This window comes from Halioxenophilus sp. WMMB6, from assembly GCF_033283405.1.
Classification (GTDB): Bacteria; Pseudomonadota; Gammaproteobacteria; order Pseudomonadales; family Cellvibrionaceae; genus Halioxenophilus.
The window spans coordinates 629,841-647,326 of sequence record NZ_JAWMQR010000002.1; the positions used below are offsets into that span (position 1 = coordinate 629,841).

Sequence of the window (17,486 nt, forward strand, 5' to 3'; positions counted from 1 at the left end):
GCAGTCGCGCACAGCCAGTCGATCAAACTGAGCGCTTTAAATGGGTTCACAACGCCCGGCAAATCAGCAATAAAAAAGCGGGCACAAGGCCCGCATTAAGTACCACATTTAAACTATAAAAACCTTACCAAAATCAGAAGTTATAGCGCAGGTTAACACCTATCTCACGCGGCGCCAGGGTATTGATGCGACGGTAATCGGTGGTGCCAGACTGGCCGCTGGAGGAGAAATCAGCGGGGTTGACAGAGACATAACTGGCGCTGGCCAAGGTGGTATCCCGGCGGATTACACGCTCGGTATCAAACAGGTTTTTGGCAAACAGCATCGCCTCCCAGTGGCCATCGGCTGACCGCACACCAGTGTAGAGGTTGACGGTGTTGTAGGCGTCGACATCATCCAGGGCATTGGAGGGGTCGTTTTGTGAATCGCCATAGAAGGTTGCCAGGCCGCGCACATAACCCTCCTGTCCCAACAGACCAAAGGTGTACTCGCTTTGCAGCGTCATGGTCCACAGCGGCGCAAAGTTAGCCCGTTGAGTCACAGCACAGGCACCAACATTATCGCCACCAGTCGCAGCACGAATCTCAGCTACGGTAGGAACAGCACTGGTGCTATCCGGGCTGCCATCGGCCGGATTGTAGTCGTTACAAGGTATAACACCGTTATCGATTTCACCCTTAGACCAGGCCAACATGGCACCAACAGCCAGTTGCTCGGTAGCCTGGTAGGAAGACTCAATCTCGATACCGTTCACCTCCACGGGCACGGCGGCAACGAAGTTAAACGAGGCCACGCTCTCGTTAAAGGTCACCGGGTCGGTGGCGGTATTGGCCGAGGTGGAGACGAAATTGACACCAGAGCCACCGGAGCGATAGGGGAAGTTATCGAACGTCTGGTGGAAGGCCGCCACATTCAAACGCAGCTTGTTATCCAGCCATTCGGACTTGATACCCAACTCAATGGAGTCAGAGGTTTCCGGCTCCAGGTTTTGGAAACTCTTCTCACGGTCAGACTGCGCCACACTGAAGTTACCCACCGCACTAATACCCGGGCGCCAAGAGGTGCCGTATGAAGCGTAGGCAAGGAAGTTATCCGTGAAGCTGTGCTTCAACGAGGCAGAGTAGATGGTGTCATCCCAGTCGTTGCTCAGCTGGGAAACGCGGTTGCCACCCACATCCAGGGAGGTGTCCAATTCGAAATTGATCTGACGAACACCCAGCGAGAATTCGGTATCGTCGGTAATAAAATAGGTGACGTTACCAAACAGCGACTCCTCTGTGGATTTCAGATGGGTATTGATCTGTGTGTTAACCGACAGCAGATAAAAACCTGGCGCAGGGCCGATATCAAAGAAGACGGCGGTGGGCGTCAACAGATCATTTTTTGATTGGTTCTCCTGCATCAAACCACCGACAACAAAGGTAAGTTTACCGTCGAACAGGTACTCGGAGGGCGAGAAGCGCAATTCATGGCTCACGGTATCGACATCACTTACCAGATCGCGTCGGTACTTATCAAGCCCCTGAGCAACATAATTGTTAAAGTAACCGGCCGGGTCACTCTCTTCCGGGTTGAGGTTTTCGATAGTCTGATCGGTAATGGAGCCGGCATAGTTAGCGGTGATTGGGCCAACATCCCAACGCATCTCCAAATTGGTGCGCTGCATATCTTGGAAGCTCCACTGGGCATCAGTAGAGGTTGCCTTGCGGTCGCCAGCGCGAACGATTGGTGAGCTGACGCTGATGGAGCTGTCAGCCAGGTTTCCGGATTCCACTTGCGAGAGCGTGGTACGCTCCGGTCGTAGACGCTGGTACATCAAATTGGCTTCGAAGGAGTCCACCGGCGCAAAGGCTACCGACACCCGATAACCATCACCTTCGTAGTCGGATTCCACACCACTGGTGGTCGACTCGATATCACCGTTATTGTTGGTTTCGTAAAAACCGGCCAGGCGCACAGCCAGGATCTCTTCAATCAGCGGCAGGTTGACCGCAGCGCGCACGTTCTCGGAGTCGGCATCGCTGCCCGTTACATCAACGTAGGCATCGAAGTTGTAGTAATCCGGACGCTTGGTGGTAATGGTGATTGAACCCGAGGGCGAAGCCCGGCCGCGCAGTGTGCCTTGCGGGCCACGCAGCACCTCAATCTGGCCAACGTCAAACAGCGCCTGCATGGCCACCGAAGAGACCACCGGCGAGTCGTTCAGATAGAACTCCACCGTTGGGTTAAAGCCGCTGGCAAAGGCATCAAAACGGACACCGCGCAGAGAAGCATTGGGGGCAATGGGATCTTCCGCCAGGGTTAAACCGGCTACCAGACCCTGCAGGTCTTTGGCGTGGCGGATATTGTTATCGGCAAGGTCATCGGCACCGACCACGTTCACGGTGAGCGGCACATCCTGCAGGCTCTCATCCCGGCGACGGGCGGTAACGACAATCTCTTCCAACATCAGATCGTCACCTACGGCGTAGCTGTTGGTGGACAGAGAATTTAGTGTAACAGAGGCTATAGCGACACAAAGTAGCTTTTTCGAATTGTGCTTCAACATCTCAACTCCGAAATTATTTTTATTGTGGTGACTACCGCCGAACACCCGGCTGAGAGTTTTAGGGTGTACGGTGCGTAATTATTGTTTTAATTATTGATAGACTGGTGTTTTTCGACACTGTGTAAAAGTCTATTAGCTTATTGAATCTGTCGTCCAGAATTTGGTGAACCCGGCTGCATAGAGATTCAGCCACAGTATCGATTTTTGGCAGCGCGGTTTATCACAACGGCCAAAGGTGTAGCTATCCAGCCGCCCCTAATTACATCGCGCACCAACCACAAAGCATGCTTTACACGGCAAAGAACACCTATCCAATTCATCAACCAACCTAACATTAATCGCGGGCATAGAAGCCATGCCTGTCAGTAAGAGCCGACAAGTGGCTACGGATGTAAGCTAAAGTCGCCCGCCATTCCTGCGCAAAAAGTTGGCTTCGTCCAGCTCATATCAGCGCACGCAATACACACTGAATCATTATGGTGGAGAGAGCTATGGTGGAAAATTTTATGCCTGAAGAGAAACGTAATTAACCGATTACAACCCGGCCGATACGGTGGAGTCTATTTGGGAAGGCAGGCCCTGGTCTTGACTGGTCATTCAATAGATACTTTTGTATTTGCACCGGCAATTTCCGCGCACCAATTAATTAACATAGATTTAGCAACGACCAATAAACCAGACCAAATAACAAAAGTAGATAAGAAAGTTGCTCTCCATTCACTTCGATAGGCGCGAATAGAGGAGAGAAAAATAGCGGCGCCAACCAATCTGCGATAAAGAGAGCCGGCTGGCGCAGCAGCGAATAAAATAACCACTACCAGAAATTGGAGACGGCACTGGTCGCTATTGCTACCTGCCTGACCGTTATTGAAAGCGGTTATGGAAAGCCGTGTTATTGAAAATAGCGGGTAACGGCCTCACGCAACCAACCGTGGTGCACAACACCATCCTCCTTGAGCAACAGCGTTTTTACCGCCGGCACATACTTGGCATCTTCCACCATGATGTGAGCAATTAACCAATTCTGCAAAAGATTAGCTAACTCCGCGCCCACGGCTCTTCCCTCTTTGGCACTCTGTTGTAGATGATTGACCAGTTCAGTAAAAGCTTTATGGCTGAGCTTGTGAGCAGATAGATCCTGATAATCGACCTCTTCCAACATGGCTTCCTCAAAAGCCAGGTGGGAGAAGGTGTAATCCATCAGCCCGGTTAAAATTTCATTTTGGGTGGATTCGTCAGCACCACTGTTCAGCGCCTCATAAACCCGGTTGATGTAATCGATAATGCGCATGTGCTGATGATCGATTACATCAATACCCAATTCATACTCTTTGGACCAGACAAAATGGGTCATGGCATACCTCGCTTTAACCAAACAGCCGAGTCATCCAACTGGCTTTTTTGGTACGCACCCGTCTGCTGGCCTCTTCCAAATTGGCCTTTACCACCTTGCTGTAATCACGATCGTCGTGCTGGATATGATTAACCAGCCAACTTTGCAACGTATGCAGCAGCTCATCGGTTACATCCATGCCGGCCTTGGCCTTTTGGCAATAATCCTCAATACGACGGGTAAATAACGCATGCACCTTTAAATGCGCCTTTAGAAACGGGTAGCCCGCTTCGGCAATTAACGTCTCCTCAAAGGCAAAATGAGAAAGCGTGTAATCAACCAACTCATCCAGAACGGCCATTACCTCGCTCCGGCTTTGGTTCTTTTGCACACTTTTTACTTTGCTAATATATTCGAGAATTCGTTTATGTTGACTGTCGATGACAGGAATACCGATTTCAAGATCTGATGACCAATTTATACTCACTGTATGCACCTCAAAACTACTGCAATGACTTTGATGGTGAGTCTAGTATTGCCCGGCCAACCCTCAAGTGCAGAATTGCACCACTAGGATCCAAATCAAATTGGCTGAATTTATTTCGAGAAGCTTATTCTATTTCTGCAATATTTTTTATCGCACGACATTAACCGGTTCTTTAGCAGCTTAATAATTAACCAGACTGTTATTTAACCGCTAATTTCACACATTCGACTAACGTCGAATAGACTTCAAATGAAATATTTTTTGCATTCGAGATTTCAAAAAAACGTGACATCCTCTGCAACAAAATTGAGTTGTAACTTAGCAAAATCATCAACACTCCCAATTAATTCGCCCACAAAATTTTCATAAAATTATTACGCCCCCTCAGCCAGAAAGCTTCGATCCGAGCTAACCATTTGAGCCGGATGATTTGTTTAGCAGAACCGTACAGGCATAGTCCGCCACCGATTGTGCCAACGGCGAGAGCAAGTGCCCCTTGAGAGACACCAGCGCAATAGGGATCTGCCATGGTCGTGGGGCACTCTCAAAGGTAAGTACCTTTAACCGCCTGCTTTTTATATCTTCATTAACCAAAGCCAATGGCGTTATCCAATAACCGTCACTGTGCAGTGTTGTGTGTTTGAGCACCTCGAAATTATCGGCAATGAACACCCCATTTTCTGTGATCTCACTGGGCAGGCGCGACAACTCCACGCCGCACAGTACCGGGTGGCTGAACAGATCCTGGCGCTTTACCTTGCGCTTTTTGGCCAGCGGATGGCCAGCCCGAACCACCATCCCGACATCGATCGCCCCCACCTCAATTACGTTCAGTTCGGCAGCGGATTCAAAATAGCCTATACCGCCCAACAACCACTCTATCTCCCCGGCATAGAGCGCCGGCATCAGTTCGCTGGCAGGTTTAATCGTGGCCCGCATGTTTATCTTGGGATGTTCACTCATAAAATGGGCACTGATATCCGGCAGCAGCAAACTACTGATCACCGGCCAAATACCAAACGCGATGCGGCCAGACTCACCCCGACTGAACAGAGTGACGTTGCGCTCAAAAATAGTTGCCTGCAGCAGCAGCTTCTCTGCCGCCTCGGCGGTGACCTCACCCAGGCTGGTCAACACCACCCCCTGGGCACTACGCTCAAACAGCGCCGCACCAACCTGCTCTTCAATCAGCGCCACGCTCCGACTTAGCGCCGGTTGGGAGAGGTGCAACTGCTCCGCCGCTTTCGACAGGCTACCCAGGCGGGCCACCGTCACTAGATGGTTAAGCTTTTTTAAGTCCAGTTTCATAGCGGCCCCCTACCCCATAAGCCTCAACAGGCCATCAGTAAAATGCATATCTGTGACAAGTTTATTCGAATGTTACTTATACCTATTTCCAGGTAGATTTGTCTATCCACAAGCGCAAGGGTGTCGACGATGAATAAAGAACAGAAACTATCCCTGGATAAACCGGTATTGGTGACCGGTGCCAGCGGTTTTATGGGCAGCCACGTTACCCGGCTGCTGGTGCAACAGGGTCGCAAAGTCCGTGTCTTGGTACGTAAAACCAGCAACACCCAAGCCTTTGCTGATTTGGCTGTGGAGATCTTCTACGGTGATGTTCTGCAACCGGAGACGCTGCACGCGGCCATTGAGGGTTGCTGCTCTATTTTTTATAACGTACTGGACCCTCGTTTCTGGCTGTCAGACCCCGAGCCGCTGTTTCGCAATAACGTTGAAGGGCTGGTCAACACCATGGATATAGCCCTCAGCAAGGGCATCGAACGATTTATTTTTACCAGCTCAATGGGCACCCTCGGTTTTAATCCCAATGGCCCCGTAACCGAAGAGATTGAGTTCAACTGGTACGACCGGGCATCGCCCTATTTTATGGCCCGCTTAAAAGCGGAACAGGAGTTATTAAGATACAGCCGGGAGAAGGGCCTGCCGGGAATGGCACTCTGCATTGCCAACACCTACGGCCCCCAGGACTTTCAACCCACCCCCCACAACGGCATGCTCGGTAAAATGGCGCGCGGGCAAGAGCGGGTGACCTTGGATGCCTGCCAACCCACCATTGATATTCGTGATGCCGCAGAAGCAGCGCTGTTGGCAGAGCGCTACGGGCGAGTTGCAGAGCGCTATATTATCGCCAATGAGTACATCTCCAATCGGGAGTTTTTTACCTTGGCGACGGAACTCGGCGGACAAAGGCCGCCAATTGTAATTCCCCAGTGGTTCGCCTATGGCGTCGCCTGGATGGCCGAACGCTTTTATAAACTGCTGGGCAAGAAGGACAATATCGTCAGCACCGATGCCGTTTACCTATCCAACTGTTTTAAGGTGATGGACAGCAGCAAGGCCCGCACCGAACTGGGTTGGAGTCCACGCCCCATAAGCGAGACCATTGCCGATGCCGTGGCGTGGTTTAACTTGCCCACGGACGATTGATCCCGCCGCGATAAAAAGCCGAAAAAAGTCGTCAATATTTATTGATTAAACAGGTCGGTAACTTTTAAAAGTTTTCAAAAAAACGGCGCAATCAGCGCCGGTTATTGAAGGATGACAATCATCGGTAAATGGCGAAAACTGACGGCCTCGCGACCGTTATTCACACACAAAGCAATTGTGCAACCAAGGCTAGCCAATCCGGTTAGCAATCCCGCCCACCCATGTTGTTACCGGGGCGACCAATAATAGCGAGTTTATCATTGCCACTGATCAGAGCAGATTGGCACTATCGCTGTTACTGCATTGCCGCTTGCATTCGTAATAGATATTTACGCACATAAGCTGGCAGGTTTTGGTATCGGGCCCATCGCTGCAGTTATTTTGGCACCAACGCGCCTCGTCACGGCAGCTCGATTTGCAGCTGCGCCCCTGGGCTAACAACCATGACTCGGTGTCACCCGCCTGTGCGGTGGGGCAAAATGTTGCCGCGGGCTCTTCGGCATGACTTGCGAGACTTGCGCCTAAAATGCATAGCAAAACAATCTTCTTATACATGGTGGTTACACCTGGGTCAGAGTTGTCTATCTCACATGCGAATCCCTTTGCAAAATGTTGGCGTGCAATGTTTTATCTGAAATGAGTAACTGCATGTCAAGGCGCATGCGGTGTTACGCGCCAGCGATTGGGGCGAATAAGTGCAAAGAAAAGCTAAGATGATTTTCCAAGCGTAGCGAACAGATAGATTCGCACGCTCAGAATTAGGGGAGTAATTGATTTACAAAGAAAAACCGCCGGCGTTCGGCGGTTTGCCACAAATAGCACAGGTCAAAGCAGACAAAGGAGAAAACTGTTAGCTGTTGCTCCGAGCAGGACAGCCTGCCCGCAACAGCAATCACGGCAAATGGGTAAACACCTCTGGCAGCGATGAGCGCTCCACCATCCCTACGGTCTCTTCACCATTCCAGCGGTAGATCGCATGGGCCTGCTGCACGATGGGAAAACCGGGCGGCAACTGACCGGGTGCCCGGGAGCGGGTGTTAATAAACGTTTTACCCTCCACAGAGATTTCACCCTCATCGGTGGCCAACACAAACGAGACATCGTCCCCCTGAGTTTTTAACTCGGTAATCCAAGGCACCTGTATCACCCGGGCCGGTTTCAGCACACCACTGCCGTTGAACACATAACCCTCGTTGTAGGAGGGTTCGCCATCCTGACGCGGCGGGAAGGTATTAAAACCAAACGCCTTGCCACTGGGGAACACCGCCGACTGCCAGCAGTGCCCCCAAAACCCTTCGAATTTCCTCACCCCCTGACGACGGATGCGCAGGCCATTACCATTAACCGGGTAGGTCTGATCACCCACCTGCATGCTCCCTTGGCAGCGGAACAGTTGTTCGTAACGGGGGCTAATAAATTCAGCCTGCTCGCCGTTTAAGGTGGTGTCGCTCTTTTTGAGCATGGAACCCGGCGCCCAAGGTGGCACCGCCATATGCATATCGATCGCAAGAGTCACTTGCGTCATTGGCGGTTGTTCTGGCCAAACTCCCTGAATCAGATCCATCGCCGTTGTCTCCGGCGCCTGGCCGGAAAAGGTAACCCGCCAGTGCTTAAACGGCTCCAGGCATTGAAAACTGACACCGCCGGAACCGCGAATGGTGGGCCGTCCCTGAGCATCCAGTGCCGGGTGGGTTGGACCACTCTCATCGCGCAAATTGAGCACCCGGCCATCGGGAAAAGCGATATCCAACCAGACCAGCTGGTTATCCCATTTTTCTGCCAAGGCCTCCACGCCAATACGCAAGGCAAAGGCGCCACTGCGCTCTTCAATCCAGACATTCACAGCATCGCGTAAGTCCGCTGTCGTCGGCCGCTGTGGCAAGACAAATTCTCTTTCCTGGTTAATACCGCCTGTCAAATCCATATCATTTACTGCCTTTGCTGTGTGAGGGAATACCAAGCTTCCAGAAGTCATCATGGATAACTCCAGGAAGGTACGCCGGGTAATTTTTTGCTCAAACCACTCCTGAAACATAAACCACTCCTGAAAATTGCCGGCTAACGAACGATTCTGTGCGTTGGTATTCGAGGCAATACCGCAATTTCACTGTGCAGAAGTCGAATATTTCAAAAGCCATTGGCCAAATGTCGGGCAAAAAAAGCAACGGCCCGAAGGCCGCTGCTAATTATGCTGACACGCTTTTTAAAAGGTGTAGCGGAAGTTGACACCAACCTCTCGGGCTTTGGTGATCTGTATTTGCCGATAGTCAGAATTGAGGGTGACCTGGTTGACCACCGCCCCGCCGGACAACTGCTGATAGGTGACCGAGCCTGGGAACTGCTCACGTTCCAACACCTCTTCGGTATCAAACAGATTTTTGGCAAACAGCTGTACCTCCCAACCCACTTCCCGGTCGGCGATGCCGACGAAAAGATTCAGCAGGTTGTAGGCGTCGACATCGTCCAGTGGATTGATGGGATCATTTTTGGATTCACCGTAGAAGGTCCATAAACCGCGAACAAAACCATCGAAGCCGGCCACCTCAAAAGAGTAATCGGAAGTGAGCGTGGCATTCCACAGGGGCGCATCGTTCGCGCGGAAATCCACCACACAGGAGGAGACGTTCTCTCCTCCCAAGAAGAAGTTTCCGCCGTTCACCGCTTCGATATCGGCCACGCTGGGAGCGCCGTCGACGTAGGCATCCGGGACACCATTGCCGTCGAGGTCGTTACAGGGGATTACGCCGCTATCAATCTCCCCTTTGGAGTAGCTCAACTGGGCACCCAACTCCAGGTTTTCATTCGCCAAATACTTGGCCTCGAGCTCCAAACCAAACACATCAATGGGTACACCAGAGATAAAGTTGTGAGTCTGCACGCTGGGCGCAACACCGATTATTGCACCGGTATTTGGGTCACGCAGCACGCCGTAGCTGTTGTAATAGACCCCATCACCCGGGGCGCGATAGACGTAATCATCAAACGATTGCTTGTAGAGCGAACCGTTCAAGCGCAGGCGCCCCCCCATCCATTCGGAACGGACGCCCACCTCGAACGAGCGGGACTCTTCTGGGTCGGTATCGGCAAAGGCGAGCTGGTTGGCTGATTTCAACGCACTGAAATCACCAATCGAGGCCGCCGGCCCCCGCCAGGAGGTGCCGTAGTTGACGTAACCCATAATGGTGTCGCTGAAGTTGTGCTTCAGTGATGCCGAGTAGATATCGGCATAGTTGGTGGTTTTACCGTCGTTGCCCAATACCGAGCCCGGGCCGATCAAGATCACACCCACATCCAACAGACGCTCTTCCCGGTACTCAATGTAGCGGCCACCCACCGATAACTCGGTGGTCTCGCCCAGCCGGAAGGAGAGATTGCCGTAATAGGACTCCTCAAAGGCTTTGTTTATGCTGGTTATTGGCGTACGGGCGACAAAATAGCTACCGCTATCGAGATTCTCGATTAAGGTGGGGTTCAACAGAAAGGTATCGGGGATGTTGTCCAGCTTAAAGGCACCGACTACGTAGTCCATAAAACCAAACAGTGGCTCGGCCGATTGCAGACGCAGCTCATGGGCTTCACTGTCCTGCGTGGTTTTAGTCAGCTGGCCCACCGGGTACCAGGCGGCGATCAGGGCCGGGTCGTTGGTGCCGAGGGCCGCGCCGGTAACATCGCCGGACTCATCACTCAGCTCACGCTCCAAACTGAATTTGCTGTCGGCGTACACATACTTGAGCGCCTGGCCGGCGAATTCATAGGAGAGCTCCAAGCCCAGGCGCTCATGCTCCTGGCTATTTGTCTCCCGAAAGGAGGTCCCCAAACGATCGCTGGCGCTGATATCCCGGGAAAAGGCGGGTGGCGCCTTGCTCGGATCGGCTCGATAGGCCGACTCGACTTGGTAAACCGGCTCACGTTCGGGCTCAAATTTCTGGTAGTAGGCCTTCGCCGAGAAGGCATCGACAGGTTCAAATAGGGCCGTCACCCGATAGCCACTGCCCTTGTATGCGGACTCCTCACCGGCCAGATTTTCCACCTCATAGAGATCATTCTCTTCCGCAAAACCGGCCAGTCGCACAGCAAATACATCCTCAACAATGGGTATACTGACCGCTGCGTTGATGTTGCTGGCGTTGGCGTCGGTGGCGGTAACATCAACATAACCGTCAAATTCATTCAGCGATGGGTCGCGGGAAGTGATGGTGATTGAACCCGAGGGTGAAGCCCGTCCGCGCAGGGTTCCCTGAGGTCCACGCAACACCTCAATCTGGCCAACATCGAACATCGCCTGTATTACCGATGAAGAGACGTAGGGGGCATCGTTAAAGTAGAACTCGACCGTGGCATTATTGCCACTGGCGAAGGTATCGTACTTCACCCCGCGCATAGAGGCATTGGGGGCGAGACTGTCTTCCGAGAGGGTCAGGCCCGGCACCAAACCTTCCAGATCTTCAAAATGACGAATATTGAGATTGGCAATCTGTTCACTACTGACCGCATTAACGGTGATCGGAACATCTTGCAAACCCTCGTCACGACGCCGGGCCGTCACGACAATTTCCTCCAGCAGACCGGCGTACTCATCACCAGACTGAGCAAAACTGGGAAGTGTGATTACCGCTGAGGCTGAGAGAATACTACTGGCAATAAGGGTCTTGCGGAACTGTGGTTTCATAGGATTTCCCAATTATTATTATTTTTTATTGGTTCAACCAAACTCGCGCAAAGTCTACATATCTAGATAAAACCGTTATGGCTCTAACTCGTTGTGCAGAACAGAAGTGACAGAGAATGGCTTAAAGAGACTGGTGTAAAACCGTTTAATTATTTTTTTACTTAACGTATTGGCTTTAGCACTCGGGCTAAATCTATCACGTAACAGAAAACTGTAAATAGTTTCGGATGGAAAAAACAATTTTTTGCGGTGAAGTCTGTTACCGCAGATCGCATTAATACTCTATAGCCCGCGCACCCCGTGCAGTTATCGCTTTGGCAGGCAAAGACCTTAAAATACCAGAGAATTTCCTCGCTACCGCAATAACAATTTTTCTGCTGCGCTCAGCGGTTCGCAACTGCGAACACTACTAAAAATGCTGCAGGTGCGTACAGAGGCCTAGCTAGGTAAGTCTGCCGATCGGTAAAAATAGTGGCAAAAATTAAGTGCCAGCAATGCAGCGGCCAATATTGATATATCCCCTCATCAACAATTCAAAGTCTACAACAGACAAGTCGCTGATTACCCAATAAAAAAGGCCGCGAAGCGGCCTTTTTTATTGGTGGTAGTCTGCCACTAGCAGCGAACGACTGGTCACCCGCCGACTGCAGCCGCTCTCCGTTTAATTAATCTCTTCCCAGGAGAGGCGTCCTTCCTTGGCGGTGGTGTTGACGTTAACACCGTCCACCAATACGCCACCATCACTACCGGCGGTATAACGTTTTTTGCCCAACATTTTCGACTCGGAGGGAAGCCCTGCAGAGAAGAGCATTCCCACATAGTTGGCATCACTGCCATCGATGGTACCGTCGTTATTAGCATCAAAAGCGGGGTCGGCAGGCGCCAATCCGGTTTTGAAATCAAAGCTCATCAGCCAACCGGTACCGCCCGAATCACAGGTGGTGCTGGAGGGGATAATAGTATTGAAAAAGAGCAGGTTGCTGACGATGGTCGCGCGGGTCACGGCACGTTCGCCAGAGACCGGGAAGTCCATATACCAACCACTCTTCGCACTCCAATCCATAGTGTTACCGGTGACGGTGCGCAAGCTACCGGATTGCACCAGGGTGCGAGGCTCCAGGTCACTCTCATCCAAGGGCGTGTTGGAACTGCTGTCCGGGTCGAGCACGGCGTAGAAGCTCTGCTCATCCAGGTTGGTGATATCGTCACCCAAAATGTACTGACCAGTACCAAAATAGACGGTCTCGCCTGTAGTGCCAGGAATTCGGGCTACCAGCGGTGTAGTGGTAATCGGTTTTAAAGTATCGCCGGCCGTGGGGGCGGTGGAAGTCGATGTGGTTTTAAACAGTGGCTTGGGCGTGCTGCCGCTCTTGTAGCAGGAGTCCCAGTTGCTGCTGTTGTTGGAGGAGATATCAAAACACCAGAGGTTGCCGTACAGGTCACCGGCGTAGACGCGATCGGCGACGGAGTCATTATTCAGATCCACTACCCGTGGCGAGGAGAGACCGTTCGGCCAGGTGGTGGAACCGACACCCGTAGAGATTTCGATGTAGTCACCGGAGGTCCAGCCATCCATGCCCGCCTCAATATCCAATATCAGCAGTTTGGCGATACCATCGCCACCGCCATCTGGCGAGTTATAACCGTTGCCAACAATCACCGACCACTTGCTGTTTTTGGTCATGGCAACAGTCGGACGGCTGAAGGTATAACCCAGGTCCGGCTCATCTGCAGAGGAGAACTCCCACAGCACGTCATTGCCGGTGAAGGTGTCATCGGTCACATCCAGGGCATACAAGCCGCGGCCACCGGCGCGCACGCCGCCGACAATGATGGTCTTCCAGGCATCGGCACTACCGGAAGGATCAGTGATATAGACATCCGCCGCCGATACCGTGTGATCAGCATAGAATTTATGAGAGTAGGTGAAACTGCTTAGGTAGTGCAGGCCTTCGGTAGTGTTGGCGGAGACCACGAAACTCGGCACATAGGCCATCTCCTCATCACCACCACTGGAAGTAGTGGCAAGGTTGGCGTTAAAGCCGTGCAGCATGCCGTCATTGGAGCCGATATAGACCATCGGTTTGCGGTTAACAGTACCGGTACGATAGCTCTCAGCCCAGGTGATATGGTTGTCAGCCCCGGTCGGGAAGGGCGATGCATCGGGATAGGTTGCGGTCGGATCACCAATAAACGAGGGGGTGGAGTTAACCAAATCACCCAACACGCTGTCGCGGTTTCTGAACTGGGTTCCCTCCAGGCTGGTATCGCCCATCAGGAATTGCATTACCTCTTGCGCAGTACCGTTGCCCGCTGACAAATCCGCCACCATCGCCGATGACAGGTTGGAGGGCGAGGCGTTCAAGTTGGCAACCGTAAAGGCGACACCGTTACTGCCGTCATAGGTGAGAATATTGCGGCTGGTGTAGGTGGCCGCATCCAGAATGGCGGAAGCCTCCCAGGCCGGGTCGATATTATTAATTGAGGTGGAGGTGGTGATGCCGTCAGTATCCAAAAACAGGCCGGAAGCCGGGTCCAACTCATAGTTATATAATTTACCGCTCCAGCGAGCGGTATTAAATTGGGCAATAAACACCGAGGAGCCGGTATCCAGTGAGCTGGAGTTAAAGGCCACCGCAGCGATCGAGCCCACCTCGTTAGAGATAGCGGAGATCTGTGAGGTCAAGGCCGACAAAAGCTGGTCGGAGTCACTGGCTGAGATATAGGCACCGCCGCCATTAGTGGCCGCATCCGAGAACAGAGCATTACTGGCCGACTCGGAACCACCAATGCTCACAAAGTAGGAGATGATGTTGTTTCGGTAGGCATTGCCGGAGTCGTCATTAATGCCGGGCAGCCAATCGATATCGTACAGAGCCGCAGCAACGTCATCCAAATAGTCCGAGCCATCGTAGCTGTAGCTGTAACCGGCAGTGTTTTTCTTGTCGTCACTGCCACAACCACCCGCCGCACAATCCTGGTCGTAGTCGAGCATCAGGTTACTGCCGGAAAAGTCATCCTCGTCCATGGATGGGTCACTGCCGGTCACCGTTACCAGGAAGTTCTTACGGCACCACTCGTTACTGTTGGCTGCCATCGGGTTAGTGCTGGCACTGGAAGGCAGAGAGAAACCATTGGCGACTGGGGTAATCTCCAATAGATCGGTAGCACTTACATCACTGGCGGTTACCCCGTAGGAGTCACCCGGGTGGGCGGTCACGGTGCCAACCCGGCCAGCAATAAAATAGCGGCCCACAGCCGCCACGGCACTGGCCAGCGGTGCAAAACCAAAAGCATCCACACCTGTGGACTCGTCACCGCTGCTGGTGCTGGTGTCGTAACCGATGGCCGAAATCATGGCCGACTGATTGTTGGAGATGGAATCCAGCGGCACCTGAATAACGGCATTGTCACCGGATTTTAAAAATTCGTTATTCAATTCAGAGTTGGTCAGAGTAACGCCCTGGCTGTAGGGGGTACTGGCCATACCACTCCATTGGCTGGTACCCCCCATATCGAAGGTTGCCAAGCCCACACGCACCTGGTTAAGGCCTTGCAGCACCCCAACCACGGACTCTTTCATGATCTCCAGTCGGGATTTTGTGTAAGGTTTACGGGTGGCACCCACACCAAAATTGGCGGGCGCGTAGTAGGCACCCGGTGAAGAGAAATACCAGTTGAGGAAGTTACCGGTGTAGGTAGTGTAGAAACTTAAACTGGTACCGTTGGAGCTCTTGTTAAAATCGGTACGCAGGGCCGCCTGGTAGGTCGCGTTACTGTTAAAACAGTACTCACCGGCGTTGTAGCCAAAAACGTAAGGGCTTAGTAGCGATAGTGAAATATCCGGGTCGAGTTCGATCTGGGCATTGCCCAGCGCATCCACCGACAAACTCACCTGATAAGAGGCGGCGTCGATGGCGGTGGCTGGTGAGTCGGCACAGGCGCTGCCTGCGCTTAACTCCGAACCATAGGCCGTTAGGGCATAATCCGTGGTGGAATCGTAGCGATAGAGAGTGGTGGGGTCGAAGGATTCGGCAACCAGGTGATCCATGCCACCAGAGCTGTCCAGCAGGAACATAATATTGGGTTCAGCCTGGGCACTCACCACCAACGGCGAAGAAGCGACCGAGTCGACCACCGGCGTGGCAGCGTGTGCGACCAACGCCACAGCCCCAGCGGGCAGGATCAAGGCGGCTAATATTTTCTGAGAGTAACTTTTCATCGAGCAACTTCTATTTAGGTAACTACGGCCGTTTTCCACGATCGGACCTCATTAGCAAAAAGCTTATAAACGTTTTCCGTAAAAAGCCTGGATGATTTTTACGGATTGACCGTCGCGGCTCTCTCCTCTAGCCGTTACTCGCACTCCTGCGATCTCAGATCCCGCAAGGGAATATTCCTGACTGACATTCAAGTTATTGATTGAGCCGGAATCGGTGGATTGAGAAATATCCATATTGACCAGCTCTAACATATATTTCCCGGCCGGAACATTGCTATCGGTGAGCGTGGTGGCCACACGATACTTTGCCGAATCAGACCAGTTGGCGTGGGTTTTCATGCTCGCCTTATTGGGTGCACTGCCGGCGGTGTACAGGCCACCATTGCCGTTGTCATTGAAGCCACCGGTTGAAACCAAGCCATTAATATAATCTTCGGCATCTGCCAAGGTTGTCTCTGCCGCTTCCAGTGCCAACTGGTTTTCACGCAGAGCGCCGGTCATTTTCTCTTGCAATAAAATGCTGTGCGAACTCGACAGCGCTGCGATAGTCATCACCAGCAGCACAATCAATGCAACCGGCAAGGCCGCACCCTGTTGCATCGCCGGCGGCAAAGATTTCATTGTGGTTGGTTTGTGAAATACCATAATCAATTACCTCGCCTTAACCATTCATTCGGTTGCGAATGTTGGTGACTACTGTGTAGCGCTTGCGCAAACGGCCATCGCCCCCATAGGTAATGCCGTTCAAGGTGTAGGTGGCGGCAGCATCGTCAAAGCCGGTATCTTCACTGGAGACAGTCAAGGTAATGCGTACCGCCAGAATATTTTCCATATCGGTAACGGTACTGGCATCGTGATACTGGTCAACAACATTGTCACCGTTCTTATCTTCACCATAGAGCACCTCCATGTTATCGACATTAGGCACCATCTCTATAGTGCCTGTCTCGGTCGAGAGGTAGAGCGAAGTCCGGCCGTTGAAACCGGTACCGACAAAGTAGGTTTTGGCCTGCAGCATCATGATCAATGCATCGCCGGTATAGATACGAGACAAATTCTGATCGCCATTACCGACCGTGGTGACGATACCCGTGTTGTGTGAAACCTGACCGGAGGTATCGGGGTTAGAGTTGCTCACCTCAAAAATATCGCCACCGGAACAGTCGGTCACCAGCAAAATATCGCCCTGGGCAATAGCGTTACCGGTACTAATGTGCAGGGCGGCTGAGTTGGTATTCATGTAGGGTTCCACCACCTGAATACTGTTATTGCCACCGGCACCAATCAGCGTTAACACGTCGGAGCCGGCCAACACATCAATACCACCGATGGTAGTGCCGGCCGCAACATTATTTTCGCCATCCAGGCCACCCTGACTGAAAGAGTCAACAATACTGGCGGCGGCAGTTGCATAGTTGGCGTTGGTGGTATCCAGGTTGTTTTCAATAACCCCGGGATCATTATTCGACAGACAACCCCAGTAGTCCGCCATACGGATATCGCGCGACAAAAACTCAAGGGCGAAACGGCCACTCTCCTGGATACGGGAATAGGAGCGCTGCATCTTGTCACCCAGTAAACTGCTGGAGAAGGATTGGGTAATCGATAACAGCAATAGGGCCCCCAGTAAAATGGAGACCATCAATTCGATAATGGTGAAGCCTGCTTGTCGTCGGCTATCGCCGATACCCGTCTGGGCAGACGGTAGAAGTGAGTTGGTGGATTCAGTATCAAACGCCATGATTGTGCTGCTCGCGAAGCTGCCGATGAGTGGGC

The 17,486-nt window shown here is 52.3% G+C and carries 10 protein-coding genes; 1 reads left to right on the forward strand and 9 read right to left on the reverse strand.

What is annotated here, in order from left to right:
- Positions 1 to 133: 133 nt before the first annotated feature.
- The 4 genes from SBL51_RS08390 to SBL51_RS08405 all read right to left on the reverse strand — a co-directional run bounded on the left by SBL51_RS08390 (position 134) and on the right by SBL51_RS08405 (position 5,676).
- Complete coding sequence (locus tag SBL51_RS08390; protein WP_317930450.1) at positions 134 to 2,548, reverse strand: TonB-dependent receptor; 2,415 nt, start codon at positions 2,546 to 2,548, stop codon at positions 134 to 136.
- A gap of 892 nt (positions 2,549 to 3,440) precedes the next feature.
- A complete protein-coding gene (locus SBL51_RS08395; protein WP_317930451.1) occupies positions 3,441 to 3,902 on the reverse strand; it encodes a bacteriohemerythrin in 462 nt (153 codons plus the stop codon).
- Positions 3,903 to 3,915: 13 nt separating this feature from the next.
- Positions 3,916 to 4,377 carry a bacteriohemerythrin gene (locus tag SBL51_RS08400; protein WP_317930452.1) on the reverse strand — a complete coding sequence of 154 codons (462 nt, stop codon included), beginning with the start codon at positions 4,375 to 4,377 and terminating at the stop codon, positions 3,916 to 3,918.
- Positions 4,378 to 4,776: 399 nt separating this feature from the next.
- The gene (locus tag SBL51_RS08405) at positions 4,777 to 5,676 is read right to left on the reverse strand and encodes a LysR family transcriptional regulator (RefSeq protein WP_317930453.1); all 900 of its coding nucleotides are present in this window, start codon (positions 5,674 to 5,676) and stop codon (positions 4,777 to 4,779) included.
- 129 nt (positions 5,677 to 5,805) lie between these two features.
- Between SBL51_RS08405 and SBL51_RS08410 the strand changes: the two genes are divergently transcribed.
- A complete protein-coding gene (locus tag SBL51_RS08410; protein ID WP_317930454.1) occupies positions 5,806 to 6,819 on the forward strand; it encodes an NAD-dependent epimerase/dehydratase family protein in 1,014 nt (337 codons plus the stop codon).
- Between the two features lie 892 nt (positions 6,820 to 7,711).
- Here SBL51_RS08410 and SBL51_RS08415 read toward each other — a convergent pair.
- The 5 genes from SBL51_RS08415 to SBL51_RS08435 form a co-directional block, all read right to left on the reverse strand.
- Positions 7,712 to 8,854, reverse strand: coding sequence for a hypothetical protein (locus SBL51_RS08415; RefSeq protein WP_317930455.1), 1,143 nt, complete (start codon positions 8,852 to 8,854; stop codon positions 7,712 to 7,714).
- A gap of 168 nt (positions 8,855 to 9,022) precedes the next feature.
- On the reverse strand, positions 9,023 to 11,488 hold the full coding sequence (locus SBL51_RS08420) for a TonB-dependent receptor (RefSeq protein WP_317930456.1): 2,466 nt from the start codon (positions 11,486 to 11,488) through the stop codon (positions 9,023 to 9,025).
- Positions 11,489 to 12,149: 661 nt separating this feature from the next.
- The gene (locus SBL51_RS08425) at positions 12,150 to 15,710 is read right to left on the reverse strand and encodes a pilus assembly protein (RefSeq protein ID WP_317930457.1); all 3,561 of its coding nucleotides are present in this window, start codon (positions 15,708 to 15,710) and stop codon (positions 12,150 to 12,152) included.
- 63 nt (positions 15,711 to 15,773) lie between these two features.
- Complete coding sequence (locus tag SBL51_RS08430; RefSeq protein WP_317930458.1) at positions 15,774 to 16,355, reverse strand: PilX N-terminal domain-containing pilus assembly protein; 582 nt, start codon at positions 16,353 to 16,355, stop codon at positions 15,774 to 15,776.
- Positions 16,356 to 16,371: 16 nt separating this feature from the next.
- The gene (locus tag SBL51_RS08435) at positions 16,372 to 17,451 is read right to left on the reverse strand and encodes a PilW family protein (RefSeq protein ID WP_317930459.1); all 1,080 of its coding nucleotides are present in this window, start codon (positions 17,449 to 17,451) and stop codon (positions 16,372 to 16,374) included.
- Positions 17,452 to 17,486: the final 35 nt, after the last annotated feature.

Coding starts and splice junctions, on each gene's coding strand:
- SBL51_RS08390 (WP_317930450.1), bottom strand. CDS start 2,548: ATGTTGAAGCACAATTCGAAAAAGCTACTTTGTGTCGCTATAGCCTCT.
- SBL51_RS08395 (WP_317930451.1), bottom strand. CDS start 3,902: ATGACCCATTTTGTCTGGTCCAAAGAGTATGAATTGGGTATTGATGTA.
- SBL51_RS08405 (WP_317930453.1), bottom strand. CDS start 5,676: ATGAAACTGGACTTAAAAAAGCTTAACCATCTAGTGACGGTGGCCCGC.
- SBL51_RS08410 (WP_317930454.1), top strand. CDS start 5,806: ATGAATAAAGAACAGAAACTATCCCTGGATAAACCGGTATTGGTGACC.
- SBL51_RS08415 (WP_317930455.1), bottom strand. CDS start 8,854: ATGTTTCAGGAGTGGTTTGAGCAAAAAATTACCCGGCGTACCTTCCTG.
- SBL51_RS08420 (WP_317930456.1), bottom strand. CDS start 11,488: ATGAAACCACAGTTCCGCAAGACCCTTATTGCCAGTAGTATTCTCTCA.
- SBL51_RS08425 (WP_317930457.1), bottom strand. CDS start 15,710: ATGAAAAGTTACTCTCAGAAAATATTAGCCGCCTTGATCCTGCCCGCT.
- SBL51_RS08430 (WP_317930458.1), bottom strand. CDS start 16,355: ATGGTATTTCACAAACCAACCACAATGAAATCTTTGCCGCCGGCGATG.
- SBL51_RS08435 (WP_317930459.1), bottom strand. CDS start 17,451: ATGGCGTTTGATACTGAATCCACCAACTCACTTCTACCGTCTGCCCAG.